This is a genomic window from Rhodopirellula halodulae (assembly GCF_020966775.1).
GTDB lineage: Bacteria > Planctomycetota > Planctomycetia > Pirellulales > Pirellulaceae > Rhodopirellula > Rhodopirellula halodulae.
On sequence record NZ_JAJKFV010000029.1, the window covers coordinates 1,571,357 to 1,597,884 of the forward strand.

General features: G+C 56.0%; 13 protein-coding genes and 1 riboswitch. Of the genes, 3 read left to right on the forward strand and 10 right to left on the reverse strand.

What is annotated here, in order from left to right; genetic code table 11:
- Window positions 1-37 precede the first annotated feature (37 nt).
- From LOC70_RS18635 to LOC70_RS18680, 10 genes are all read right to left on the reverse strand, one after another.
- Window positions 38-310: a DUF1289 domain-containing protein gene (locus tag LOC70_RS18635; protein ID WP_230255493.1), complete on the reverse strand. Its 273-nt coding sequence runs from the start codon at window positions 308-310 to the stop codon at window positions 38-40.
- Entirely contained in the window at window positions 307-6,366 is a 6,060-nt protein-coding gene (locus LOC70_RS18640; protein WP_230255494.1) for a DUF4465 domain-containing protein, read from the reverse strand. Before LOC70_RS18640 ends, LOC70_RS18635 begins: the two co-directional genes overlap by 4 nt.
- Before the next feature lie 36 nt (window positions 6,367-6,402).
- The gene (locus LOC70_RS18645; RefSeq protein ID WP_230255495.1) at window positions 6,403-7,212 is read right to left on the reverse strand and encodes a DUF1559 family PulG-like putative transporter; all 810 of its coding nucleotides are present in this window, start codon (window positions 7,210-7,212) and stop codon (window positions 6,403-6,405) included.
- Window positions 7,213-7,352: 140 nt separating this feature from the next.
- Window positions 7,353-7,589: riboswitch (cobalamin riboswitch) on the reverse strand.
- A 117-nt stretch (window positions 7,590-7,706) separates the two neighbouring features.
- Entirely contained in the window at window positions 7,707-8,768 is a 1,062-nt protein-coding gene (locus LOC70_RS18650) for a prenyltransferase/squalene oxidase repeat-containing protein (RefSeq protein ID WP_390889089.1), read from the reverse strand.
- Between the two features lie 61 nt (window positions 8,769-8,829).
- The gene (locus LOC70_RS18655) at window positions 8,830-14,637 is read right to left on the reverse strand and encodes a peptidase (protein ID WP_230255497.1); all 5,808 of its coding nucleotides are present in this window, start codon (window positions 14,635-14,637) and stop codon (window positions 8,830-8,832) included.
- A gap of 17 nt (window positions 14,638-14,654) precedes the next feature.
- Window positions 14,655-17,159 carry a vWA domain-containing protein gene (locus LOC70_RS18660; RefSeq protein WP_230255498.1) on the reverse strand — a complete coding sequence of 835 codons (2,505 nt, stop codon included), beginning with the start codon at window positions 17,157-17,159 and terminating at the stop codon, window positions 14,655-14,657.
- Window positions 17,156-19,441: a BatA domain-containing protein gene (locus LOC70_RS18665; RefSeq protein WP_230255499.1), complete on the reverse strand. Its 2,286-nt coding sequence runs from the start codon at window positions 19,439-19,441 to the stop codon at window positions 17,156-17,158. The genes LOC70_RS18660 and LOC70_RS18665 overlap by 4 nt, the downstream gene beginning before the upstream one ends.
- Complete coding sequence (locus tag LOC70_RS18670) at window positions 19,438-20,445, reverse strand: DUF58 domain-containing protein (RefSeq protein WP_230255500.1); 1,008 nt, start codon at window positions 20,443-20,445, stop codon at window positions 19,438-19,440. The genes LOC70_RS18665 and LOC70_RS18670 overlap by 4 nt, the downstream gene beginning before the upstream one ends.
- Window positions 20,446-20,687: 242 nt before the next feature.
- On the reverse strand, window positions 20,688-21,884 hold the full coding sequence (locus LOC70_RS18675; RefSeq protein WP_230255501.1) for a trans-sulfuration enzyme family protein: 1,197 nt from the start codon (window positions 21,882-21,884) through the stop codon (window positions 20,688-20,690).
- A 1-nt stretch (window position 21,885) separates the two neighbouring features.
- Window positions 21,886-23,139, reverse strand: coding sequence for a trans-sulfuration enzyme family protein (locus LOC70_RS18680; RefSeq protein ID WP_230255502.1), 1,254 nt, complete (start codon window positions 23,137-23,139; stop codon window positions 21,886-21,888).
- Between the two features lie 310 nt (window positions 23,140-23,449).
- Here LOC70_RS18680 and LOC70_RS18685 point away from each other — a divergent pair, with 310 nt between their 5' ends.
- From LOC70_RS18685 to acpS, 3 genes are all read left to right on the forward strand, one after another.
- Window positions 23,450-24,838 carry a hypothetical protein gene (locus LOC70_RS18685; protein ID WP_230255503.1) on the forward strand — a complete coding sequence of 463 codons (1,389 nt, stop codon included), beginning with the start codon at window positions 23,450-23,452 and terminating at the stop codon, window positions 24,836-24,838.
- 201 nt (window positions 24,839-25,039) lie between these two features.
- Complete coding sequence (gene trpS, locus LOC70_RS18690; RefSeq protein WP_230255504.1) at window positions 25,040-26,002, forward strand: tryptophan--tRNA ligase; 963 nt, start codon at window positions 25,040-25,042, stop codon at window positions 26,000-26,002.
- 3 nt (window positions 26,003-26,005) lie between these two features.
- Window positions 26,006-26,383, forward strand: a complete 378-nt coding sequence (gene acpS, locus LOC70_RS18695; RefSeq protein ID WP_230255505.1) for a holo-ACP synthase — start codon at window positions 26,006-26,008, stop codon at window positions 26,381-26,383.
- The last annotated feature ends 145 nt before the right edge of the window (window positions 26,384-26,528 follow it).

Genomic DNA, 26,528 nt, shown 5'->3' on the forward strand with positions numbered 1-26,528 from the left:
TAAAGTTGAAATGGGATGGGCGAGCAAAGAATGCTCGTCACGACAATGAATCAGGGGCGGAACTCAGTGACGACTGAGTCTTGCCGCCTGGGCTAAGTTGGTTGCCGGTCGGGGCCATTCCGGTGGTTGCGTTCGCACGTCTGGATTGCACCAACTCAAGAATGGAGCGTTTTTCGTCAGAAGATGCAATCGACCAGCGGCCAATCTCTTCCAAGGAGCGGTGACAACCGACACAGATTTGACGGTCATTCACCTGGCACACACCAACGCATGGTGAAGCAGGAGGATCAGGTGAGGTTGGCGTGTTCATGTTGCCTCGCTGAGCAAGCGGATGGACGATTCAAGCTCGGAGTCGGAAGCGGAGTCGATCTTTTCGGTTCGCGTCGATTCTGCCATGACCTGATCCACCGCCGTCGCGAAGAATGGTGTGCTCGGGGCATCCTTGATCGCTCCGTCATCTGTGCCGCTCGCAACTTTTTGATCCATGTCGATCGAATCGATGAAGGACGCCGGGCGACCTGTCAACGTTTGACCCGCTGCATCAGAGAAGCTTTGTGGCGGAAGTGATGAACTGGTCCCCAACGGTTCGCCTGCGGAAGATTCTGCGTTCGAGTGTTGGTTCAAATAGTTGATGACCTTCAACGCATCGAGCGCGGAGACTTTCCCGTCGCCGGAAACGTCGTAGAACTTGCCGATCAGCTCGTTTGGGTCGTTCGGAGTTGCCAAGTCAGGTGATCCGTCCGCGTTCAAACGGTTGATGACCATCAGGGCATCCAACGCCGTCACTTCACCATTCGCGTTCACATCCTCGCTTCGTATCGCATTTTGCCAAGGAGTGCTGGTGATCACTTGCACTTCGATTTGATCCGACACCAAACGTTGGCGGACGAGGCCATCGGACACGATTGGCACACCCAATTGCCAGGTGCCCGTGAGTTGCAGATTTTGGCTTCCGATGCTGGTGATGGTCGGGGCGTTCGCACCCAAAAGTGCATTGAGGCGTACCGAGTCGAGTTCGTAGTGAAGAGGTTCAGACAGATCAGCTCCACCAAGGACAAGCTCTTCGATATTGACCACGCGATTTTGGAGCCACGCTGCGAGGTCGATGGGAGTTTCTTCCCCTTCGCCATGGTCAGCCGGCTGGATGATCATCCGGTCAAAGCCGTCTCCGCCATCGATGGACGTGAACCAAGTTGTATTGAGTAGGATTTGGTCATCGCCACCTGCCATTGCAATGGTGACCAAGCCGCTGGTTTGGTTCAGCGAATCTACCGTGAGCGTTTCTGCTTGATCCGTCATTGTCAGGTGAAGCGATTCGCTCACCAATGTCGAAGCCCAAATGGCTTGGTCGAGTTCGTCTCTGACTACCAATCGGTCGTCTTCGATCGCCAAGTGCAGTTCGGTCGGTTGATAGTCGAGCAATTCAAACGACGCCGATTGTTCGTCAGCGGTTGCGTATCCAGGGTCACTCTCGTCTGTTCGGACCGAAGCCTTCAGTGAAACCGTTTGCGTTGGTTCGATCTGTTGATCTTTGATCCCAGACACCGAGATCGATTGTGGCTGATCCCAGTTTTCGGTCGTGAAAGACAGCCGATCGATACCCAATTCGACTTGTTCCGACGCGTCGATCCCGTCCAGTATGGCTTGTACTCCAACAACAACGTTGCCAGCCGGTTGCTCGGTTAAGCGAACGCTGAAAAGAGTTTCCGTGCTGCCTTCCTGAACTGACGAAGCATCACCGACCGCGACCAATTCAATGCCGGGAACCTCGTCATCCACGATGGAAACGACCGTTTGGCCACTCGTATAACCTTCCGCGAGGAAGGTCCACGTGGCCGAGTCAGACGAATTGACCATGCGGTCATTCAAAATCGAAATTGGAACGCGAATTGAATCGGAGCCGGCCGGGATTTCGAGTCCAGGAATGTGCTCGAACCGCGAATCGTCCGTTGCGAATTCGATGGGGAGTGCTTGGCTGAGGTCAGCGTCATTGTGGTGGATGATGACGGATCCAGGTGCACCCGGGACTTGGTCGATCAGCAGGTTGTCCAGGGCGAAGTAGGCAGGTGTATTCATGCCGTATTGCCCAACGTCCGATGACGAAAATTCGAAGCGAAGTTCGCTGGATCCTTCGAGCGAAGTCAGGTCGATGGTCGTCCACTCATCAACGATGTAGTCCAGCGAATTGTTCTCGAAACGATAGTCGGCCAAATAGAAGTCAATCTCGCCAACCTCTGCCCCGGACGAATCCACGCCGACAATTGTCAGCAGAAAATAATCCGCGTCGTCACCGGATTCACCACCGAACTTCTTCGCAAAGGCATCACCATTTTGCATCGATAACGCGGCGTAGGTGGTATTGGTGATCGATAGCGATGCGAAACGCCCGCTCGCCAACTCCGCGGGCATCGATACCGTCGGAGCCGACGATCCGCTGCCAGTTCCAACGAGATAGGTATCCGAGCCATCACCGCCTCCCGGAACATCCGCATCTAGATTCGAGAACGCGGAGTATTGATTGCCGTAACCTTCGGTCGTCACGTCGGTCATGTTCGATGCCGACCAACCGCTCCATGAGCCATACTCGCTGTTGTAGGAGTTTGCGAATTCGAGCGGACCGGTGCTGATGAACCCAGACTCGTCGGAGCCATTTTGAAACGACTCTTCCTGCAAGTTGCTTCCGATATCTTCCACATCGATGGTGATGGGAGTCGATTCATGAAGCGGTGATTGACCTTCGTAGGTCACTGTCAAAGTGGACGTGTCGTCGTCCTGCAGCGTCAATTGGATCGCTTGATTGGAGAAGCCCACTGCGGCGGCGGTGACTGTGATCTGGCGATCGCCATCGACATGCAGGTTGTCGAAGACACGAATCGGAACCGTGATCGTGTCTTGGCCCGCTGGGATGATCACCATTGCCGGCAATTCGACATCGCTGCTGTCAGTTGACAACGCGACCTCAAGTGCCTGCGAGTTGTCGAGTGTGTTCCGCTGCAGCGAGAAATTCGGCAGCGTGTTCTCGACAGCCGCGAGCTTGACATCGTCGATGGCAAAGTAACCCGGCGTGTTCATCCCGTATTGGCCAACGTCCGTGGAGGACAATTGGAAATGAAGTTCCGTTGCCTCGCCAATGGCGGTCAAGTCGACGGTGGTCCATTCGTCGATGACGTAGTCGAGTGAGTTGTCTTCGAAACGATAGTCGGCAAGATAAAAGTCCACTGTGCCGATGCTTTCGCCCGTTGCGGATTTACCTTCGATGGTCAAGATAAATGTGTCGGGGTCATCGCCCGTTGCACCGCCGAATTGTTTGGCGAAAGCGTCGCCTTGCAGCATCGACAATGCAGCATAGGTGGTGTTCGTGATAGCGATGGATTCAAACGGTTGCGAACCTTGTTCGCGACGAATGACGGCGTCGGATCCGTTGAAGCCAACGCCGTAGGTGCCGGAGTCTCGGGCCCCGTCTCCGGTAACCGCGGAGTACTGGTTGAAGTATCCGGGAGTGGTTGTGTCGGTTGCTCGGCTGATGGCAAATCCCGACCAACTATCAAAACCAAACGCGTTGCTGAACGAGTTTCCAAAGCTCAGGTTGCCTTGTTGGAACGCACCGGACGGTCCAGCGTTGTTCGCGTAGCTGCCCGAAAGCACGCCGCGTCCGAGAACTTCAAAATCGCCAATCAGTTCGGCATTGCTTTCGCTCAAATCCGACGCCGGGCCAGTCAACGAGAGGCTGGGGCTTTCGAGATCCAAAATGAGGCTTTGGAGTGTTTGTGTTTCAAACCCCAGGGCACTTGCCTGAATGCTCCAGGCTTGGTCCCCCGTCAACGACGTGTCGTGCTGGATCAACCAAGTCACTTCCGCTGATCCGGTGTTTGCAGGAATGGTGATCGATGTCGGCCCCGACACACGGTCATTAAGCGATTGAGACAGTGTCACCGCCAGTTCGTTCGATACGTCATTGGTTTGACGCGTGATTTGAACTCGCACTTCGGTGCCCTCGGTCACCGACGAAAGTTCGTTGTCGTCCCCATCCAAGAGCTTCAACGCGAAGGTTGGTTGTTCATCGTCGATGACTTCCACCGCGAATTCCGCATCGGTGGCGGATGGGTGCGAGGCGGTCACCGTGAAAACACTGGCGTTATTCAACAAGGAGTTGTCAATCACTCCCACCTGAAACGTGGCGGACGCGGCGCCCACGGGAACCGTGACAGTGCTAGGAAGGTCAAGGAGCCCTGTCGCTGGGTTCGTGAGATTGACCGTCAGCGGCGAGTCCAGAATGAAGTCGTTGCGGGCGACGGTAACAGAAACCGTTTGTCCCGGATTGCCTTCGCTCAAAGGACTCGTCGGTTCGGTTACCGACAATTCACGAACATCGTTGTCGACGATTTCAACGTCCAGCACCGCATTCTCATGTCCGTCGGCTGATGCGGTCAGTTGCAATGATTGATCAAAGGAAAACCGATCATCGTCAAACAAGTTGACTTGGAAGGATGTCTCGCGTTGTCCCGCGACAAAGGTCACGTTGGTTGGGAATCCCAAACGCGTTGATTCGCTCGATTGTAGAGTGACTGAAAGTTCGCTTAAAACATCGGCTGCATTACGGCGGAGTGTGACTGTGGCGGCGGACTGACCTTCTGTCTGTTGCAGCGATTCGACCGTGTACGCCAATGCTAGAACATCGTCATCCAAAACGCTCAACGTGCGAATTCGCGGCGCCTGCAGTTCGGCAGTTGCCGTGAAGTTGACGAATGTGTCTGGCCCCACCAAATCATCGTCGGCTGGTGTGAACGAGAATTCGGTGTAGTCCGATCCAGCCGGAATGGTGATGGTGGTTGGACCGGAGACCAATGAAGGATCGGAGTTCGAAATCGACACCGTGAACGGCGACGTGTTGTCCAACGATGGACGCGAAACGCGAGCTTGGACGGCCTCCGATTCGGGAGTCGCGGCGGAGGCGAGGTCGAGTGAAACTTGAGGACGCTTGATCGTCACATCATCAATCGCGAAATACGTCGGCGTGTTGATCCCGTAGTCGCCCACGTCCGATGAACGTACTTGGAACTGAATCGACTGAGCCCCTACCAAGGAAGACAAATCGACTTGAATCCACTCGTCAACGATGAAGTCATCCTCTGCGTTTTCGAATCGATAGTCGGCCAGAACGGTTGTCACGGTTCCAATGTTCTGGCCGTTGGCATCCAAGCCGTGGATGTCGACTTCGAAGAAATCAGGGTCGTTGCCTGTCGGCCCCCCAAACTGTTTGGCAAAGGAGTCTCCCTGCTGCATCGACAATGCTGCATACGTGGTGTTCGTGATCCAAAGCGAGTCGAATGACGATCCTACAGAAGGATCTAGCTGGATCGTGGGACGGTCCGAGGCCTCGGCATATTCTGAGTAGAACCCAACGGCATACGTGTCGGATGCTTGGTGTCCTTCGCCCGTGAACGCACTGTACTGGTTCATGAAACCAGCCGTGGTGTTATCGGTTGCTTTTGAAATGGCAAAAGCCTGCCAGCTTCCATACAGCGGATCGAAGTCGTTGTTGAGCAACAGTTCGTCTTCCGCGAAACCGTTGTCGTTGCGATTCGAGAAATCACCGGACAGTTGTGCGCCGATCGTTTCAAAGCCAACCGTTGCCAACCCCGTCTCTTTCGCGTGCAGCACGGCGACGCCATCAACGTCCAATCCCGCACTGCCGACTGTCGGTGTCGGGTCATAGATCGGATCGCCCTGCCCATCTGTGACAGTGCCGTCGCCAAAAATATCAACTAACCGAACATGCGTGATGGCGGTGACATCCAAGCCGGCACTGCCGCGCAGTTCTTCCAGGTCGAAGGGAGTTCCGAAACCACCGCGGTATTTGCCCGCCAAGTTGTTTAGGTTCGTCGCGTCCAAGGAGCCAAAGGCACCGACCGCAGCATCGGTTCGCGAATCGCTTTCGAATCGTACAAAATTTGTGCCGTCCGAAGAAACCTCCACAAAGCCCAGTTCAAGAAAGGTATCCGAGAAGGAGTTTTCAAACACAGCAAAGTCGAAGCCCAGGCCGTCTCGAATGGGCTCGTCGAATGTGAGTGTCAACGTTCCGTTTCGACCCAACGATACAATGCTTCCCGAAAGTCCCTCCGCGGGACCGAGAGCCTGTGAGCTGTCTTGCCAAGTGTCGCTGACTTCGGCTCCGGGCGAGTAGTCCGAAACGCCTGTCGCCCAGCCCACGATTGCCGGTGATTCACGATCAATCGCGGTCGATCCTTCTTGTCCGGCGGCGGGAGCGTACGGACCTGCCGCGAGGAGACGACGGTTTTCCAGCGATTCCAACGCCAGGCGAAGTTGTTGGCGTCGGGCGGTGCGGGTGAAGTTTCGAAAAAACACGGGAGTTCTCAAGGGTGGTGAATCGTTGGGTGTGTCTTACAGATTGGCGTTGTCGTGGCCCGCACGGGTGCAAAGAGCAGCCAGGATTTCCAAGTCAAGTTGCTCGGTCAAAAACGAGACAGATCCATCCACTTTCAAAACCATCACTCCGCCAACATGGAAACTACGCATGTCGTTCTCAAATGCGGGGGCTTGGTTGATGCTAAAAGCTTGGTCGAAAAGATTGCGACCGTTGATCCATTGCCCATCGGGAAAGGCGGCGTCTTCTGACACAATCACTGTGTGCGAACTGCCATCCAACACATCCCGAAAGGCCAATGCTCGATCGTGAAGCATCATGCCGTTGGGCGGATCGTTGCGACCGGTGATCCGTTGGCCATAGATGCCGCCGTAGTCCGAAGCACCCCTTCCCTGAATCGTGCCCTCGGAACGTGGAGTGGTTGGGCAGAGAAAACCAGGAAGCACGGTCGAGGCTGCCTCCTCGTTTTCGGGGGCATCGAATGGCAGACCAAAATCGATCTGTTCGGCAAGGGATGCTTGCTCCAAGAAAGGCAACACGAACGCCGACCAAGCATGCTGTTTCCCATTGGGAAATTGCGGTCGGACCTCAATTGCGCCCGGTGGAAAGTGTCGATAGGCCGAGTGGTAGTTCTGCAGTGCCAATCCGATTTGGTGCAAGTTGTTTTGGCAACTGGCTCGTCGCATGGCTTCACGGGCGGCTTGCACCGCTGGCAACAACAAACCGACCAATACGCCAATGATGGCGATCACAACCAACAGCTCCACCAAGGTGAAACCTGTTTGCGCAGTTCGAGCGGGGTTTTGTTGGAACGCGGGAAGGAGCACGATGCCATGCAGTCGATGCGGTCTGCTCGCCCGACGATGTTGATGCTATCAACCTCGTTGAACAATCCAAACCGAAGTGGATGAAAATGGCAAAGCGAAAGTCCGTTTCGCTTCGACGCCGACCTCGCCCAAGAAGGTCACTTAGCGTCCGTTGCGTGGTAGGTCTTCTGACTCCCGACAAAAACTGCAACCTTCGCCTTCTCGTCCGTCACGGAAAACTCCGATCAATGACAATGGCACAAGAGGAAGGATAGCTGCTGAAGTTGAATCAACTTCATGTCGGATACAGCGGCCGGGCCGTCTCGGAATCGCACCGAAGTTCCCTGTTTCCAGACTGTCAGCTTCGACAGACTGGCACCACGTAACGTTGGCGGTAGTATTCCCAGCCGCCTTCGGGTTGTCAATCCAATTCCTTCGACCCGAAAAATTGGAACTGCGGAAATGCAAGCGTTTCATGATGCCAAAAGACCGGCCGGGGACTTTGGGCGATTCGTTCACCGCTGGTAAATCGGTAGGTAGTGATAGCGAACGCTGAGACTCAAAATCGACAGAGCGGTCGCGTACGCCAAGCCGACGTTTCTTTCCTCGCCCTGATGGCTGGCCCAAGATCCGTTGTCGGATTGCAGACGCAGCAGCAGTTCGGGAACCAATTTCGCCGCCGTTTCAGCGGCCTCGCCACCGACCTGGTGCATCCCCTGGGCGTAGTAGTACATGCCATAGAAGAAGAAGCGTTCGTTGGTGCGAGGCGGATGTTCCAGCAACCACGCCGCCGCCCCCGCAACCAATGGCGAGTCGTACCGTCCGCAGGTTTGCATGGCGAGCAGACCAGCGGCGGTCATGGTGAAGGCTGGATGATGCGTGCCGGGTGTGTAGGCAAAACCGCTGACCTTTTCTCGCGGTTGCCCGTTCTCATCAAGAGGCGATGTGTAGGACTCTTCCAGGTATTCCACCGCAAATTCAATGGCCTCGGCGGGAACATCCAGTCCGTCATTCTTAGCCGATCGCAATGCCATGACTTGCCAAACCGAGACCGACAAATCTGAATCACGGGAATCGGGTTTGTAACGCCACCCGCCTTGCAGACGTTGCGGTTTGCGAACCGCTTGAGACTTCAGAATGACCTGAATCGCTTGAACCAGTGCTTGATGAATTCGTTCGTTTTGATCAATTGTGGCTCCCATGCCAAGGATCTCGGTCAGCATGAGCGTGGTGATGCCATGCCCATACATTCGGGATCCATCATGGTGTCCAAAATAACCCTTCGTTTGATTCCTGGGTTGCAACACAAATTCGATGGCCCTGCTCATGGCTCGGCCTTCAGCGGTCCTGGGCTCTGGGATTGTGCCGATGGAGGCCAGAGCCATGATGACCAAAGACGTCATGGCGGTTGAGTTTCCGCGGTCTGCGATCGAGCCGTCGGCCTTTTGCAACCGAAGAAGAAACTGCACGCCCCGGCGCACGGATTGGTCAATCGAGTCGTCCACGTACAGGTCACGTGGGTCTTCGGCTGCCCGCGTTGTTGTGCCATTCATCGTGGTCAGTGAGCCAAGCATCATTGGACCGACAGATGATGCAAGCAGTCTCGCCAAACACTGGCGGCGAGTCTCGATAGCATGATCATTCCGACTCATTGTCAGCCTCCTTGTCCCGGGGCGCTGACGACTTCGATTTGCTGGATTCGGCCGAGACTGCTTCGAAATAGGCCTGCACCGCGCGTCGATAGGTCAGCGGGATCCGCACTTTTCGGTCTTGGATTACTTCTTCGGTTTGCTGTTCTCGAAGCGATCCCCAATCACCATCGACGATGTTCCACTGACTCGCATCGATCAGCGAATTGTCGCGGTTCTGTCCCTCTCCCAACGCTGGATTATTGGCTTGGTCCGCCATCTTCTCCGCGGATGCTTGCTCGCCATTGGTCGTTGGCATTCCGGCCTGAGCAATCTGCTGCACTTGTTGTCGCCGTTGCTGTGCCAGGTTGCGAATGGCTTGTTCCGCAGCTTCCGCGAGCGTGGACGATGCCTGGCCGGACGACATCTGGGTGCTTTGGATGGATTGCGATTGTGAGTCACCACCCGACTGACTTTCACCTTCGGCTGACGGTTGACCGCTTTCGCCTTCCGATTGCCCAGACTGAGAAGTATCCGTTTGGTCTTGTGAATCAGCGGATTGAGAGTCACCTTCGGGCGACTGTTGGTTGCTCGAGCTTCCCTCCTGCATTTCTGGCGGAGGGGCATTGATCGCGCGATCCAATTCGTCGAGTGTTTTGGCAAGTTTTTGACTCGGACCTTCCGAGGATGCTGCCTGAGAAGAAGACGATTCGGATGAGTCCGAAGACGACTGTTGCTGACTTTGCCGAGCCAATGCATCAGCACGTTGTCGCAGTTGGTCGGCCGCCTGAGCCAATTGCTCGTTGGCCTGACTGGCTCGGCCCGATCGAAGTGAATCGCGAGACCTGTTCATCGATTCTTGGTTGATTTCCTCGAGGTCGTCTGCGATCTCGGACAGCTCGGTTGAGGAGGTGTCGTTGCCCAGACGCTGTTCATGTCGCGCGGCGCGGCGAAGTTCTTCCGCTGCCATCGCGACTGAATCTTGCAAGCGTTCCTGTCGAGTTGTGAAAGGCTCTTTGGATGAATCGGGTGGTGAGAGTGTGTCAGCCATCGCCAATGATTTTTGGTTGCTTTGCAACGACTCTGCGATGGACTGAAGCTCTTCGGCGGCTTGCTGGGTCGCTCGAGCAAGCAATTCAGCAGCGGGATTGGCAGCGTCCAAGTTGGCGACCGCTCGGTTGCGAGCATCCTCGTATCTCGCCTTCGACTTCTCCTCCGCTGCACGTGCAACATCGCGAGTTTGCTTGGCCGCTTCGGCAGCCATTTTGGCTTCGTCGACTTGGGTTTGCCGATTGGCAACGTCTTGCTTCGCCCACGCTTCATCCGGATGCTTTTTGAGCTGGCTCTCCGCCCGGTTCAATTGATTGCGTGCGTTACGTTCTTGGTTCTGAGCCTGCTGGATACGCCGCCCAGCTTCGTCGGCACTGCGTCGCCACGCCTGGGTTTCGCGTTGCAGTGATTGCAAGTATTCGTTCTTGTTGCGGCGCTGCATGGACTCCAATTGTCGAGCAGCTTTGGCTCGTGAGTTCTCGCTGTTGTGGAGCGAGTTCTGCTGCATACGTCGTGCACGTGCCTCGAGCTTTGCTGTCTGCTCCGCGGAAGCTTGCACGGCTTCGCGAAGTGTTTCGTTGGCCGTTTGAAGGTCGTCGAGTAAAGCTTGTTCGTTTTGCGATTGTGCGGCGGCCCGCGTCGCATTGTCCAGTTGCGAACGCACGTCTTGGATTTCTTTCCGAGTCGCTGGTTCGTTGGCCCAACCGCTCGCAGATTCCGCGACGTCCAGGAGATGATTTTGGACCGCGTTGGCCCGGTCCATTAACGATCGAAGCTCGTCACGAGCCACTCGTTTGCGTTCGGAGAACTCAGCGTCCGAACGTTCCAGATTGCGACGCAAGTCGGTTTCTTCATTGGCAGCTTCCCGGATCATTTGCTCAGCAGCCTGAACCGTTTGCTCCGTGATGTTTTGCAACGACTCTTGCATTGTGTCGTCGGTGGGAAGCTTCTTTTCCAGTTGTTTGAGTAATTGTTCGGGCGTCATTTGATTGGCCTGAGCCACCGACTCCGCCGCATCAAACGAGCTGTTCATCGCGGCATCAGGCATTTCCAACTTGGCTAACTGGTCGAGTGCATCTCGCGTCTGCGCGGCGTCCTCCCCCGAATCGACCGCCTCGAAATGATCCGCAACCGCCTCCAACGTTTGGGCCAGATCCTGCAGGCTTTCCGAGGCTTGGTCCGGTGCATTTTCGCTGAGTTCTTTGGCAATCGCTTCCGATTGTTGTTGCATTGCGGCGATCGCGGTGTCCGCGTCTTTGGCAATTTGTGACTCCTCCGCGGAAGAGTAGTCCGCATTGTTAGCTCGGTTCGCAAGTTGTTCAGCGATGTCGGTCACTTGAGCCTTGAGCGTTTCGAATTCTTCCTCCGCTGCCTCGGCAACTTCCGCTGGAGCGTCGGGATTCTCGGATTGGTCCTCTTGAATCGCTTGACTTTGTTGTTGAGCTTCCACGGCCGCTTCTCGAGCTTGGTCAGCAAGTGAAGGTGCGATGCTCTTCAGAAACAGTCTCGCCTCCTCCATCAAAGTATCCACTTCGCTGGAGGTGGACTGGTAAACGGCGACCAGTGATTCGATGGGGATGGCGGCAGAAACCGGGATTTCATTTGCCCAGCGTCGACGGTTCAAGCGGTCACGTGCTTGGCTGGCGTTTGCATCCCAGCGAGTCGCCTGCAAACGATCGGCAGTTTTCGGTTCCATGCCAATGTGCCGGATTTGCGCCATCGGCACTTCGTTGGCGGTTTGAATGTGTTCCATCCGGATTGGTTGTTGAATGACCGTGTCCGCTTCACCACGTGCGTACCTTTCACGATCCGCAACATACTGAAGTTGTCTAGAGGAACGTTGGATGAGGTTGCCCGCATCGAGCGTCATGATCGCTTTCGTTAAACGATCAAAGAAAACGTTTTGGTCAACCTGCAAAGAATCTGGAACTCTGAAGCCCTCGGAGGTGACCTCTCGCAGCGATCGCAAAATCAGATCGAGGTCCGAAACGATCGTGACTTTGGAGTCAGCACGTTGTTCTTCCGCAAACTTCAGTGTTTCCAGTCTCTGTAGCATCGACGTCGTCAACGTTTCGTAGTGCTCGCCGTAGACGTTCTCGAAAGACTTCGCCTCGGCCAGTTCGTTGGAATCACCTCGCTCCGTCAGTTGTTCGATCCTGCGTTTGGCGTCAGTTTGTTGTTTGTCGACTCGAGCGAGACGTCGCATCAGTCCGGTCCACGCAAGCGGTTCGGCCGCAGTTTCTTTGGTCATGGTGAGGACCTGTCGAAAAGCCTCTCCGTGCAGCAACGCATGAATGCGAAGAGACTGGATCTCGGCAGCAATTTGACGCATGGTTTCGCGGAACGGTTTTTCCGCGTTTCCGTCTTGTGAGGTGCGAAGCTGGTCTCGGGCGTCGTTGATCAGTTGGGTTTTCTGATCGACAAAGCGATGGATTTGTTCGTGATGTCGGCTGACTTGTTCGGGAACATCATTCTCGAACTCTTTCAGCAGACCGCTGACTTGTCGCAGTTGCTGCACCAGCAATTCGCTTTGACCCGGAAGCCGAATCAGCGGGATGCCCGCGGAAGGATCCGCTAACAACTCCGAGGTGGACTGGATGGTTTGCAGATCTTTCGAGAGACCGACGGCCAACTCGATGGCGAGCATCGCCTGGACCGCATCGCTCGTTTGTTTGGTGAGACGAGACAGGTTCTTTGGTTGCGCGCCGAACGTGCTCCAGACACGTTTTCGCTGGTTGGCTGCATCGCTTGTTGAAGACAATTTGGATAGAGACTGCCAGGCGGATACGTTGGCTTGCGATTGTGCAAAGGCATGGTTGGCCGCTGAGATCACTCGAGCCCACTGGTCGATGGTGATCGGATCAGAAACCTCCGCAAGAATCTGACGAATACTTGTCGCGCCGTCAGTCGCAGCGATCTCATCACCGGATTCGTCCCATCCCGAGATGCTTTCCCAACGGCTAGCAAGTTCCTGCAACTGTCTCTCGGTTTCATCGTCCAGGCCAGCGGAGTTTGCATCCGGTGTTTGCAGACCTTTGTCAATGTTGATTCGTATTTCTTCGTTCAGTTGAAGCAACTCGTCGAGCCAAGGAACGATCTGTTGCGTCAGAGATTGTTGTTTCTTGAGTGATTGATGTCGGGCCGGATCAAAATTTGATTGGGCGATATAGACGTCAATCCAATCCGATTGGCCACGATGTCCGGATCGGTCAACCGCGATCAAACGGGTTCGCAAGCGACTGCCGGAGGGGAGTTTCGCATCAGAAGACTTCCTGCCGTCAAACCGTGCCAAATCCCACTGCACATCAATCGGCGCGGAGCTCAACGCAGGTGAAATCGCGAGTCGGTTTTCGACGATGCCCTCGCCTTCCAGCACGATCTGCTGAATGGCATAGTCCATCGGCATATCGTCTTCGACTTCTCCTGAGAGAGAGATTACCGCCGCGGGGGAAGCGATCTGGCGTCGAGGCGACGAATCATTCCAGCTCGCGATGGGGCTGCGATCCACAATTGGATCGATCGTGTAACGAGGTGAAAACGGGTTGTTCAGGCCCGACTCTTTCGCGATTGCGTCGACTCGAAAGCTGCCCGGCGTCGAGATTGGCAAAGAGATCTGAAACTCTTGGTTGTCGGACGAAACCGGTTGAAGATCCATCCCGGAACCACGCGTCGTGAACAGCACTTTGGCATCTCGAACGGGCTGGTCGAACGTGACCGTCATCAAAGCTTTGGTTCCGACAAATGCGTTCAGGTCACCGTGCGTTTCCGTCACGGTTCGGTTGGGAAGCTTCGTGTGAGCCGGGAATTGATACTCCTTTTCAAATTTGATCGCCCGTGGCCTCGGCCGCGGTGTCAACGTGTTCCAAAGAGTTTCCGCGTCGCCCGCGACGATTCGATAATCAACTGGCGTTTGCTCAATCGCCAAATTCGCTGCGTAGTTCGCTCGTTGCTTCGAGTCTGATTCGCCAGCGGGGGCGACATCATCCATCAGGTCATCGTCAATGCGGTGAACCATCCTTTGGCGGTTGAAGCCAAATTCGCCCCGAGTTTCCAGCCATACTTCTGATTTCCCCAGACGTTCGACTTGGACCATCACCCCTACCAAGTCGCCTTCGGCAACCATCCCGGTGGCGGGATCGGGTTGCAGCAAATGGATCTTCGCCAGCGATGCACGTTGGATCGGAGCGACGGGCACAAAGACTCGCGCGAGTCGACGTGCCATCTGCAAATTGGGGATCAGGCTCAATAGGCCGACGACCAAAAACAAACCACATGCGATCGCAATGGTTTGGCCAATCATTTTCCAGGGCAGCAAGCGGCGGACTTCCACGCCGACCATCTGCGATGCGACATTGGTTTGGAGCCGACATCGGAAATCGGGTGAACCGTTGAGGTGTTCGACTTCAGCCAACTCCACGGCGGACAAGACTTGTCCTCGCATTTGCTGCTGTGCCAATTCGAAGCTGTTGGCGACGTCGGCGTCATTGCTGTTCAGTGCGGATGCGATTCCGGATCGATATGCAAACCAGCCTGCACCCGCATAGGCGACAAGACTGAGCAGTGCGCGAATGATGTTGCCCGGGCGAATGAAATGATCGATCGCGGCGAGGAGTAGCATTGCGATGACCAGCACCGTGAGGCCCATCGCAATGCCACGACAAACCTGAAGCCAAGCTCGGCGTCTCGCGAACGAGCGAAGCACGCTTCGCGTCGTTGGCAGCAGTTCGCTGGGGGCGGTGGGAGCCTTCAACTGAATGGGGCTCGACATTCCATAGGGCACTTCGCTCATATCAGTCCCGACCTCTTTCGCATCCACCATTCCGCCGCCAACAGCAGCAGAACGACAACGAATAGCCACCATGATTCCCACAACAGCGTGTCTGTTTCTATGATCTGGCCACGGGAAAGTGGAATCAACTGGTTCAACATTTCCTCGGCGGATGATTCGTGGACATATGTGCCGGCTCCCGCGGAAGCGATCTCTTTCAGTCTCGATTCGTCCACCGCGACACGATCCAATTCGCCTTTTCCGGCTGATTCCACCCAGATCGGTGCCGAGGCCTTCAAAGCCGAGGCGTCATAGCCGCTGGCTCGAATACGGACACGGTACGCACCGGGCGGCAGCGGTGGAGTTTGACCGAGGTACGTCTTTCGAGCGGCGTTGTCCAAGTTCAATGGAATCGTCGCGAAAATTTGGTCATCGCGAATCAGGATCGCGTCGACTGTTGCCGTCGATGGATTGGAAGCGTCTGTCTCCAATGCATCCGTGTCCAACAGCCTTGCCCGAATCAACGCTTTTTGACCGGACGAATAGTCGATCTGATCCGTGCCAATGGCAACATAGTCGTCTCGCACGGCGTACGGTGGCGGCATGACGGCGGTGAGCAGTTGATTCCAAAATCGCCCATGCAATTGGCTCTCGACCTTGTAACGCCAACGCCAGGTTTGATCTGTGGCGAGATAGAACACTCGGCCGGCACCAAACAACCGCGTGACCAACCAGGGAACACGATCGTTTTGACCGTCCGGAGTTGGTTCAACGATGGCGTCCGCCCAAACTTCTGCGTCGGCACGAGCGGTGATGGGCGGAATGGAGTTCGGCGTCGGCATTGCGCGCCACAACTCTTCATTGTTGTCGGTGCCAGCCGCCAGCAACATCACGGGCTGTGAACGACCTGCCGTCGACGGACCGATTGATTTCACCAACGGTTGGTTTTTTTGGTAGCGAAGCAGTGCCGTGTTGTCGGAAATTGTGGGAGCTTGTTCGAAATTGACTGGAATCAAGTCGCTCAAAGATTCAATTCGCGAAAGGCGGTTGTATCGACCGTCTAAAAGGATCAATCCGCCGCCGCGTTTGACAAAACCTTTCAAGCCTTCCGAATCCGAATCCGTCCATTGTTCCGGCGGGACTTCGCCAAAAACAATCGCATCGTAGCGGCCCCAATCGGTCTCGGTCTGAGGGACTTCGTCGTTCTGGTCGCCACGTTGGATGTTTGGCATGTCCGTGCCGGCACCGATCAGAACTGTGTCGACTTCCCACGCTGGGTCACGGGCGAACAAGTTCCTCAGGTAGCGAGTCTCCCAGCGTGAGGAACCGTCCAAGATCAACAACCGGCGGTCACGATTGGCCGCGGCGACGCGAAAATCCCAGCGGTCGTTGTCGGATTGTCCGAGGTCGAAGGATGACGCGAGTTGATTGCCATCGGTGCGGGGCGATTCTTTGGATGCAGAGACGGAAGCGTTCTCCCGCGAAATGGTCGCCGTGAATGGCAGTACCAAACTGTCGTGATCCACCCCTCGGCTTTCGTTGTCCAATAATCGCTGACTGAGTGTTTCCACCGGAAACTCAAAATCAACTTCCGTTTGGCCGTCTTCCGTTGCCACGATTGACTCGCTCCAGACGACTTGGTCGCCGGATCGAAGGTTGATACGGAGTGTTTCATTCAAAACACCAAAGTGTTTCGCAACGATCGTTCCCGTCAGTCGTCCATCCGAGGCAATCCGCTCTGGGTGCAGCACATTGATGATTCCGATGTCCGCCGGTTCATCGATGCTGCCCATTCCAATCGTGTGAATCTGCCATCCAGTTTGCGACAATTGCCAAGCAAGATCGGATGCGTCTGCGACGTTGGCGGAGTCTCGCCCATCCGAAAGCATGACCAGAGCCAGCGGTGTTCCCGTCTCGAGTTGCTCAGTCGGAATCGCGTCGTCCGACGTATCGGCGTCCGTGGTGGGAACCAAAGGTCTCAAGGCCGCGGATAGATTTGTGCTGACACCGGTGGCTTCTCCGAGGACCGAATGCGACGACTCCAGTGTCTGATCATCGTCAACATCGTATGACTTCCATCGTGTCTGAGCTGTCGAGTCGAAGCTGACCACGTCGATCAAATGAGTTTGCTTCAATTGTTCGATCCAACCTGATTGCTCACCACGACCGAACAGTAATTCAGCCGCTCGTTTCAAGCGGTCCGGTGACAGCCCATCGGACGAGTCGCGTTCACTCATGCTGAGCGATTGGTCCACTGCGAAGATCAGGCGAGCAGGTTGTCCAATGGTTTGACGGTGATGCCAAATGGGACCGGCCAGCAACAACACGATCAGAATGATCGCGGTGCCACGAAGAGCCGGCAACGTCCAAGCGGCGGCACCATCAAGTGTTCTGGTCTCTCGTGAATAGAGCCAAACTGTGGCGCCTCCCAACAGAACGGCGATCATCACGATCAGCCAAGTCGGCAGGTCCCAAGCGAATCTCAGACTGGCAAGAGCAACCTTTGTGAATGGGGCCATCATGATCGCCCCTGTGTCGAGACAATCGGGCGAGTCCAAGTGCGAATGGACGACTTAGGTCTTCCGGCAAATTGTTGCCAAAGCAACTCGGCAATCAGCACCAGCAGCACCAAAGCCATCAAAGGACGCCAGACTTCTTGCCCAAAACGGTCCGACGCGGTCGCTTCGACCAACGCATCCGGTGTCGCAAAAAGGCGAGCATCGATGCGTTCGGCAAAGGTTTCGATCTGATCTGATTCGAGGCCACGCAGATTGGATTCTTCCGCGGGAATTTCGGCAACACGAATGAGTGAGGTGTCTGGTGTGGCTTGCTCGCCGTCAGATTCGGCAGATTGAAATTGGTAGATGCCGGGAGCGTCTGTTGAAGCAAATTGGCTGAATGAACGATTGGGTTCGGGATCGTCTGCGGTCGGCAAGTCGCTCGGGGTGGCGACGTCGGCTTGAGTCCCGTCGGGCAGTGTGACTTTCCATGCGGACGGCATTCGCGGTAGCAACATCGGGTCTCCCGCGGTGACGTTCAGCGATTCTTGATCGCCAACCAGGCTCAGAAACAGTTGCTGCATCATCGGAAGGTAAATCGCTCGCAACGGGAACGTCGACCACTCCGCGTCGCACCCGATTGCAAATTGGATCACCGGTCCTCGACCAACGACCAAGGGAGCCTGGTCAGCGGTTCGCAGAAGAATACTGGTGGTTTCCGCTGTGGTTGGATCCAGTTGCAAACGGCGGTAGCGACCCACACGGACCTCTTCCCAAATGGCGTCTCCGGCATCTTGCAGACTGCCCCAAACGCTCTGGCGGCCTCGAGGTGGCAAAATCGAGAAGCCGAGATCAAGTTGCTCATCCGCCGTGACTTCGACGGTGTCATCCAAGACTTGCTGGACATCGGACGACGTGATCAATCGATCCAGTTTCGCCGGAAGCCAGTCCATCTGATTCCAAGACTCCGCGGAGACTTGCTCGCCGTCAAAGAAAACGACTTGTCCGTCGGAGGCAAAGAAACTCTGTAGTAAGTCTCGGTCGTCGGACCGATCCATGGTGCTCTTCTGCAAATTGGCAAACACAATCACATCTGGACGAGACGCCGTGTCCCGGTGCTTTCTTAGTTCTCGTTTCCAATTGGATGGACTGAGAACTCGGCTGCTGACTAAGTCGGCTCGCTCGTGTTGATCCACGGTTGCGAATGCGAATGGGCTGAGAGCAAGACGTAGGAAATCGGTTTCGCTCTCAAGCGGTTCGTTCGATGGGGCACCGTCAACCAGCCAAACCTGAATTTGCTCCAACGCGTTCCATGCCAAGCGACGACGATTGTCCGCCGCAATCGCGTCGGTATGTTCCACTGCGAAAGCAAGTGAATGGTTTCCGGATTGGTCCGGAACATGGGTGAACGCGACTCGGGCGGTGCTGCGTGGAGCAAGGTCGATGGAATCCGTCTGCACCGATTGCCCGTTGAGCAACCAACGTCCGCTAATTCGCGAGATCGCGCGGTCGGAGTCATTGCGGACACTGGCAATGAACTGAACGGAGCGATCTTTCAAAACTGCTGGCGAAGCGGTCTCGATCGATTCGACTAGCAAGTTGTCGAGTGCATCGTCGGCACCGGACACGTTCAGCAGATCGACTCGCGGTGAGGGTGTCATGCGGTCCAGTTGGCCGCGAATTTCGTCAATGTAGTCCAGCCAACGATTGCTGCTCGGCAAGCAGTTCGTTTGAAAATCGCCGCAGAGTACGATCCGGCGGTTGGGGTGGGACGCTTCCTGACAAGCGTCCAAGCCAACACGCAGCGTTGTCGTGTAGTCGCTGGGCGGGCCGTTGAACGTGCACTCGGAAAGCTTTGCCAACGCGTCTCGTGGGGAAGAACGTTCGAAGACCTCCTCCAGCCGACTGGTGGTGGCCAGGATCACCTCGTCGCGGCGTGAGAGATTTTCAATCAAACCGGAGGCTGCTTGGAACGCACGGTCATGCCGTCCCGCGGCTTGCATGGAACGACTGTCGTCCAACAGCAGAACCAAAGTCAGTGGTTCGGATCCGGGAAGGGCTCGCGCGGAAGATAGCAGAGGACGAGCCATTGCCAACGCAAGCAGGATGGGGATTGCACAGCGGAGTGCCAGCAAAATCCATTGATGCCATTGCATGCGGCGTCGGTTTTGAGCCACCACATCCTTTAACAAGAACATGGCACCCCAATCGAGCGATCGATATCGACTGCGAAACAGCAAATGGATCGCCAGCGGAACGATGAACGCCAAAGCGCCGGCGAGCATTCCTAGATTGAGGAAGTTCATCGCTTGTTCGACGCTCCTGCGAGGGAGCTTAGTCGATCCAGCGTCCCGCTGACTCCGCCACCACGACGAAGCGTGACAAAGCGAGCCAGGGACTCAACCACAGGTGTGTCCGTGGTGAGCAGGGCATGGTCGACTCGGTTGCGACGACAGGCGGCTTCGATGGTCGCGTTATGACGTTTCAGAGACTCGAGGTATCGCTCGCGAATTTGTCGCGAATCGATGACTTCTTTTTGATCCGCATTTTCTAGATCACGAAATTCGATTCGATCACTGAAGGGGAAGTCGACTTCATCAGGATCCAAGACTTGCAGGAAGACCACTTCTTGTCGTTGGGCACGCAAGGATGCGAGTGAACGGCCAAGCGATTCGGCATCACCTAGTCCGTCCGAAATCAGCACCACCAAGGAGCGGCGGGGAAGTTTCGACATGGCCTGGCGGATCACCGTGCCAAGATCCGTTTCACCGCCACGGGATGAGCCAGCCAAGACTTTCAGCATGGCTTGCAAATGAGAGGGCATGGTTCGTGGTGGCAGACTTTCATCGATGTGATCATCGAACGTCATCAAACCCACCGCGTCTTGGCTCGAGAGCATCATGTACGCGATGGCTGCGGCGACCGATGTGGCGTAATCCTGTTTGCGATTGCCAATGGAACTGCCGGCGGAGTTGCCTGTCGATGCGCCGGAGCCATTCAATTGCAACGCACGACTACCGGCGTATCGCATGCTTCCACTGCGGTCGACCAGCAGCGTGCAGCGAAGATTCGTCTCTTCCTCAAACTCACGAATGTAGAGTCGGTCGCTCTTGCCAAAGGCGCGCCAGTCGATGTTTCTGAGTTCGTCACCGGGGACGTAAGGGCGATGCTCCTTGAACTCGACGCTGGATCCTTTGTGCGGCGACCGATGGCGACCTGCGGTCAGGCCTTCCACCGCCTGTTTTGCAATCCACTGCAACGCGGCGGTGCGCGATGCGTCTCGGGAGGAGAACAGGTCGGGGAAACGCATGGAATGTCGAGGCGGGCGGGCGACGGAAGGGGCGGGGAAGCAGCCATTAGTTTAGTGCAATCCGCAGCAAAAGTCGCTGAGCAAACCGAGCCTTGGGAATGGAACGGCATTGAGACGCATTGGTTCGCGGCAGACCGAATTGCAGAGCCGTTTCGCTACCACCCGAAAGCGATCCGTTGGCAGTTATGCAGCACCCGCTTCGGTCGCTCGCCAGAGAGAAGCGAAACGGGACATCTCGATGACTATGACGAAGTCGCCGCGAAAGCCTGTTCGAGGTCCGACCGCAGATCGGCGAAAGATTCCAGCCCGACCGACAGTCGAATCAACGAATCGGTGATGCCGTGTTCCGCGCGGGCTTCGGGTGCGTAAGACGCATGCGACATGGTCGCGGGCTGTTCGATCAATGATTCCACCGCCCCAAGACTGACCGCTAGACGGAACAGTTTGGTTGATTGGCACACCTGACGGACTTGGTCCAGGCTCGCGTCCAATTCGAACGTGATCATTGCACCAACGTGCGTTTCCTTCGATCCATTCTGGTGCTGACCAAACAGCTGCATCGCCAACTCGTGTTGGGAATGCGATGCCAGGCCTGGGTACAACACCGAACGAACTTTCGCGTGTGATTCCAACCACTCCGCCAGTCGAAGTGCGGTGCGAGATTGTTCGCGAATGCGAAGGTCCAAAGTCTTCAAGCCACGAGCAATCAGAAAACTACTCATGGGATCCAATACCGCTCCCGTTGCGTTCTGCACGAAGTAGAGTTGGTCAAAAAGTTCCTTGTCTGCGACCGCGAGCGTACCACCCAAGCAGTCACTGTGACCGCCGAGGTACTTCGTTGCGGAATGCATGACGATGTCGATGCCATATTCCAGCGGACGCAACAACGCGGGCGTGCCGAACGTGTTGTCTACGCCGGTCAGGATGCCTCGACGTTTGCCAAGTTTCGCGATGGCAGGAAGGTCGGAGATCGTCATCCGAGGATTGCCGATCGATTCCGTCCAAATCAGTCGAGTTCGGTCTGTGATTGCATTTTCAATTGCCTGCAGGTCGGTCACGTCCACCAGTGTGACCTCGATGCCACTGCGGTTGCAGATTTGGTGCAGCAGTCGGTAGGCACCGCCGTAGATGTCCGTGCCGGCGACCACGTGATCACCGCTCTCCAGCAACATCGTCACCGCATGGATGGCGGCCATGCCGGAGGAAAACGCGAGCGAACCGCAGCCGTTCTCGAGCGAAGCGAGCGTTGTCTGCAACCCGGAGCGAGTTGGGTTGCCGCTGCGTGAGTAATCGTATTGCCCCCATTCGCCCGCACCCGGCTGTTGAAAGGTGCTGGCAAAGTGGATGGGAGGAACCACCGCACCGGTGGAAGGATCCACTTCGTTGCCGACATGAATGGCCCGCGTGCGGAATTCGGTTTCGTCTTTAAGGTCGCTCATGTCAAACGGCTGCCAACGCTTGATCCAGATCGGCGATCAGGTCTGCGGAGTCTTCGATGCCACATGAAAATCGGATCATGTTGTCTGCAATGCCAAACCGCTCGCGTTCTTCGGGCGAGTACTTGAAGTAACTCATCACCAGCGGTTGTTCGATCAGCGATTCTGTGCCGCCGAGGCTGGGGGCGATACGAGCGATGCGAGCCGCGTCGACGACTCGGGAGGTCGTCTTCCAATCGGCGTCTTTGACGGTGAACGTGATCAATCCACCGAAGCCCACCATTTGCTCTTTGGCAATGTCGTGCGACGGATGGTTGGTTAGTCCTGGGTAGTAGACTCGGTCAACCTTTGGGTGCTGATCCAAGAACTCAGCGACCGCCAAACCGTTTTCGTTGTGACGTTGCATCCGCAAAGAGAATGTCTTCAGACCTCGTTCCAGCAGATACATGCTGTGAGCCGAGTTGACGCTGCCCAGGCAACCACGGAGGGCTCGGATCGGATCGAGCAATTCTTTTCGGCCGGAGATGACTCCCGCCAACAAGTCGTTGTGACCGCCCAAATACTTTGTCGCGGAATGCCAAACGTAATCCACGCCGTAATCCAAGGGGCGAAGGTTCAGCGGGGTCGCCAAGGTGGCGTCGATCAGTGTTTCGATTTCGTGCGCTTTGCCGAGTGCGACGAATTGTTCCAAGTCCACACAAGTCAGGTGCGGGTTGGTGGGCGATTCGCTGACCAGCATTTTGGTGCGTGGCGTGATGGCGGCTTCCATCGCGGCGAAGTCACCGGTGGGAACTTGCCGAGTGACGACACCAAACTTCGCCAAGTGCTTGCCACAAAATTCGCGGCTGCGATGGTAACACTGGTCGAAGAAAATGATCTCATCGCCCGAAGACAGGCGACTCATCAGTAGACCGACGATCGCCGCCATGCCGCTGGAGTAGACGACGGCGTCTTCCGCGTTGTCCAGGGCGGCCAATTTCTTTTCGACCAGCCGTTCGTTGGGGTTGCCGTATCGACCGTATTCCTCGCGATCTTCCCGACCCTCCACGAAATCCAATAAACGATCGGTGGATTCGAAGGTAAAGGTCGAGGCCGTGTAGATGGGAGCCGTGATGGCTCCTTCGGCCTGCTGCCGGGAGGTCGCGTCTGACGACAAGTCGCCATGGACGCAGCGGGTCGATAGGCCCGTGGAAGAAGGTCCCGCTGCGCGAGACGGTACGCCGGTCGATTCGACCGGATCAATTGCGATCGGTTTCATGTGTTGGCTTTTTAGCAGTGAGGCTGCAAGCGGCCGCAAATCCCTAAACAAACGCCATAGTGGAGGGGATGCGATTTCTCCACGACGTTCTGTCAGCCTAGCCACGACCTGGCGTTTGGGCAACCGAATTTTTACATGGCGTGGCTTGGTCGGTCTTGTTGCTGGTTCCATTGCAACGATGCTGCTGTTTGGCGAAGGTAGCTGGTACACTTCGGAGAGGTCATTCAACGCGATTCGCGAAGAAATGACGGATTGAATGTCGGGGCTGGATGGGCTGTTTGGTTGCACGCTGTTGTTGGGAAAAGTTGGGATGACTCTTCGATTTTGCTGCCTGGGAAAAGACGGGGCGGCCCCCCTTCTAGTGATCCTGTGTCTGGCAATTTTGTCCGGGAATCCGGCCATTGGTCAGTCTCCGCCCAGGGCGGACGGGGTGGGCGAAAAGGTTCGGTCATTTCGAAAGCCACCGTTGGAACCCGAAAACATCGCGGATGTCTTTCGCGAACAGTCGGAATTGGGCCAGCAACCGGGGCCGATCGATGGCGACTTGTTCAAGGAAGATCTCAGCGAGTCAGGCAAAGACGGCGGTTCTGATAATGCCGAGCCGCAAACCGTTGAAGCAGCCAAGCAGGCCGCCGAAATTGCGAGTTTGATCACGCAGTTGGGAGCACCAGAGTTTGCCAATCGTGAACGGGCGACCGCCGGGCTTCGGAAACTAGGCAGCGATGCACTGCCGGCCCTTCGCGTCGCGGCGGAGAACCATTCCGATTTGGAGGTTCGGTTGCGGGCGGAGGACGTCGCGACGGGAATCGTGAACAGCTCCGTTGCCGGACGCATTGATTCGTTTTTGGAGGGCCAGCCCGGATCATTCGACGGGTGGGAGGTGTATCGAAAAATTTTGGGCGATGGCCCGCGTCTCCGCGAGGTTTTCATTGAGATGATGTTGCGGCACGAAGATTTGGCACAGGCATTGGAGGTCAGCACGGACGCGCGAGCTCGAGCCTTGGAAACGACCATCGCCAGGGTGCAGCAACGACAACTCATTCAATCGCAGCTTCCTTCCGCCGCGGATGTGTTTGGCATTCTGTTGTGTTTCAACGACCCTGATTTGAATCTCACCAACGTCCGCGAAGGTTCATTGCTGCGGATGTTGCGGATGAGTGTCACGGGAGAGGTGCTGAAGGACGACCAGTTGAACGAGCCGTTTCGCGCGGCGCTCGCGGGATGGATTCAGCGGAGCCAACGTTCCAACTGGCCGGAGATTTTTTGGATGTCGATGCAGCACAACATGGATCGCACTCTGTCGCTGGCACAACAGGCGTTGGCTTTAAAGGATGCCTCGATCGACGAGATCGGATTGTCCTTGCAACTGATCAGCCGGTTTGGTGAGGCTGGTGATGTCAGCTCCGTCGAGCCTTTCTTGAGCGACGATCGCGTCGCCGTGCAGCAAGGATTCGTTAACGGCGAAGAAGTCCAGGGGCAAATTCGTGACCTCGCCGCGGCCACGATCGTAATTTTGCTGGACAAACCGTTGGAAGAAGTGGGGCTGAATCCGAATGCCGCGCACCCCAAGATTGGATTCTCGGTGACTGAAATTGGCTTCACGGAAAAAGAATCCGACAAACGCATCGCGATGTTGGAAGCGGTGAAGAAGCTGATCGCGGATGCCAAAGCACAAGAGCCGCCCAAAGCGGAAGACTGATCCAATGCCGCTGCGGCGGCGGGCGACATCGACCGTGAGTCGGCCGTGACAGCGTTCGTATTTTCGCCAGCCTTTTCGAGACTTCAACGCAGCCGAGTTTTTGGTCGGGGGGTGATCTCCCGAACTCGTCGGATTTGGTTAAGTTGAGTGACTGTGACTATGGACCATCTAAGAACAAATTTTTCTTTGCTTGACTGACTTATGCGAGTGCTTTCGGGAATCCAACCGACTGGTCGTCCTCACTGGGGGAACTACTTTGGTGCGATTCGCCAATACATTGATCTGCAAGAGGACAATGAGGGCTTCTATTTCATTGCCGATCTGCACGCCTTGACCACGGTCCGCGATCCTGAGGTGCTGCGAGAAAACGTGCTCAACGCCGCGTTGGATTTGCTGGCGTTGGGACTGGATCCCAGCAAGGCCAGCTTGTTCGTTCAGTCAGATATTCCCGAGGTGGCCGAGCTGACTTGGTTGCTGATGACCGGGGCGCCGATGGGATTGCTGGAACGCTGTCACGCTTACAAAGAAAAGAAAGCCAAAGGGCTGCCCGCCGATGCCGGGCTCTTCACCTATCCCGTGCTGATGGCGGCGGACATTCTTGCCTACGATTCACAGATCGTTCCTGTCGGTGTGGACCAGGTTCAGCACATCGAAGTTTGTCGCGATTTGGCGGGTTCGTTCCATCATGCATTCGGCGAAACGTTTGTGTTGCCGAAGGCGAAGACGTTGGACGTGGGAGCCAAGGTCCCCGGTACCGACGGTCAGAAAATGAGCAAGAGTTACGACAACACGTTGCCCCTGTTTGGCGAGGTGAAAAAGATCCGCAAGCAAATCATGCGGATCGTGACCGATAGTCGGCCGATGGAAGATCCGAAGGAACCAGACGACGACCATCTGTTCCAGTTGTACCAGCTGTTTGCCGGGCCCGAGGACGTGGCGGCGATGGCGGCGAAGTATCGCGCCGGCGGTTTTGGCTATGGCGAGATCAAGAAAGCCGTCGCGGATGTCAGTGAAGAGTACTTCGCCCCCGCGCGCGCCAAGCGTGAAGAGTTGGAAGCCGATTTGGATTCCGTCCGAGATGTTTTGGCGGAAGGTGCAAAGCGTGCACGCGAAGTCGCCGCGAGTGTGCTGGAGCGTGCTCGTAGAAATTGTGGGCTGAGATAGTTCATGGCCATCGTCGCTGTCGGAACGGAGATTGTTCAGTGTGCTCGGATCGCACAAATGATCCAACAGCATGGCGAGCAATTTTTAGAACGCGTTTTCACCGCAGCCGAGATTGACCACTGTGCTCAGCGGCCCGATGCGACCGGGCATTTCTCTCGTCGATGGGCCGCCAAACAAGCTGTTTTCAAAGCGTTGCGTTGCCACCGTCGAGGCGTGAGCTGGACGGAGATCGAAATCGCAACGCATCCCAACGAAGGGCCATCGATTCAGCTACATGGAATCGCAGCCTCGCTGGCAGAAGAGGCTGAGATTGATGTGATTCATCTCAGTCTCGGGGGCTGTCGAACGCAGGCCATCGCATACGTCGTGCTATGCGATTGACCAGCAGGTGGAGCTTCGCAGAACAGCAGTCGAGGTTGCCCACCTCGCGTGGTTCAATCGCGTACCGGCGAGCAATCAGCCAGCTAAGCGACGCTTGACTCTTGGCCTCTATCAGCGTTGAGTTGTGGGCAATTACTTGGGCTAA

Excerpts from the sequence above, each read along its gene's own strand:
- acpS (WP_230255505.1), top strand. The coding sequence starts at position 26,006 with ATGGCCATCGTCGCTGTCGGAACGGAGATTGTTCAGTGTGCTCGGATC.
- LOC70_RS18665 (WP_230255499.1), bottom strand. The coding sequence starts at position 19,441 with ATGAACTTCCTCAATCTAGGAATGCTCGCCGGCGCTTTGGCGTTCATC.
- LOC70_RS18675 (WP_230255501.1), bottom strand. The coding sequence starts at position 21,884 with ATGAGCGACCTTAAAGACGAAACCGAATTCCGCACGCGGGCCATTCAT.
- LOC70_RS18655 (WP_230255497.1), bottom strand. The coding sequence starts at position 14,637 with ATGTCGAGCCCCATTCAGTTGAAGGCTCCCACCGCCCCCAGCGAACTG.
- LOC70_RS18650 (WP_390889089.1), bottom strand. The coding sequence starts at position 8,768 with ATGATGCTTGGCTCACTGACCACGATGAATGGCACAACAACGCGGGCA.
- LOC70_RS18670 (WP_230255500.1), bottom strand. The coding sequence starts at position 20,445 with ATGCGTTTCCCCGACCTGTTCTCCTCCCGAGACGCATCGCGCACCGCC.
- LOC70_RS18680 (WP_230255502.1), bottom strand. The coding sequence starts at position 23,139 with ATGAAACCGATCGCAATTGATCCGGTCGAATCGACCGGCGTACCGTCT.
- trpS (WP_230255504.1), top strand. The coding sequence starts at position 25,040 with ATGCGAGTGCTTTCGGGAATCCAACCGACTGGTCGTCCTCACTGGGGG.
- LOC70_RS18685 (WP_230255503.1), top strand. The coding sequence starts at position 23,450 with ATGACTCTTCGATTTTGCTGCCTGGGAAAAGACGGGGCGGCCCCCCTT.
- LOC70_RS18660 (WP_230255498.1), bottom strand. The coding sequence starts at position 17,159 with ATGATGGCCCCATTCACAAAGGTTGCTCTTGCCAGTCTGAGATTCGCT.
- LOC70_RS18635 (WP_230255493.1), bottom strand. The coding sequence starts at position 310 with ATGAACACGCCAACCTCACCTGATCCTCCTGCTTCACCATGCGTTGGT.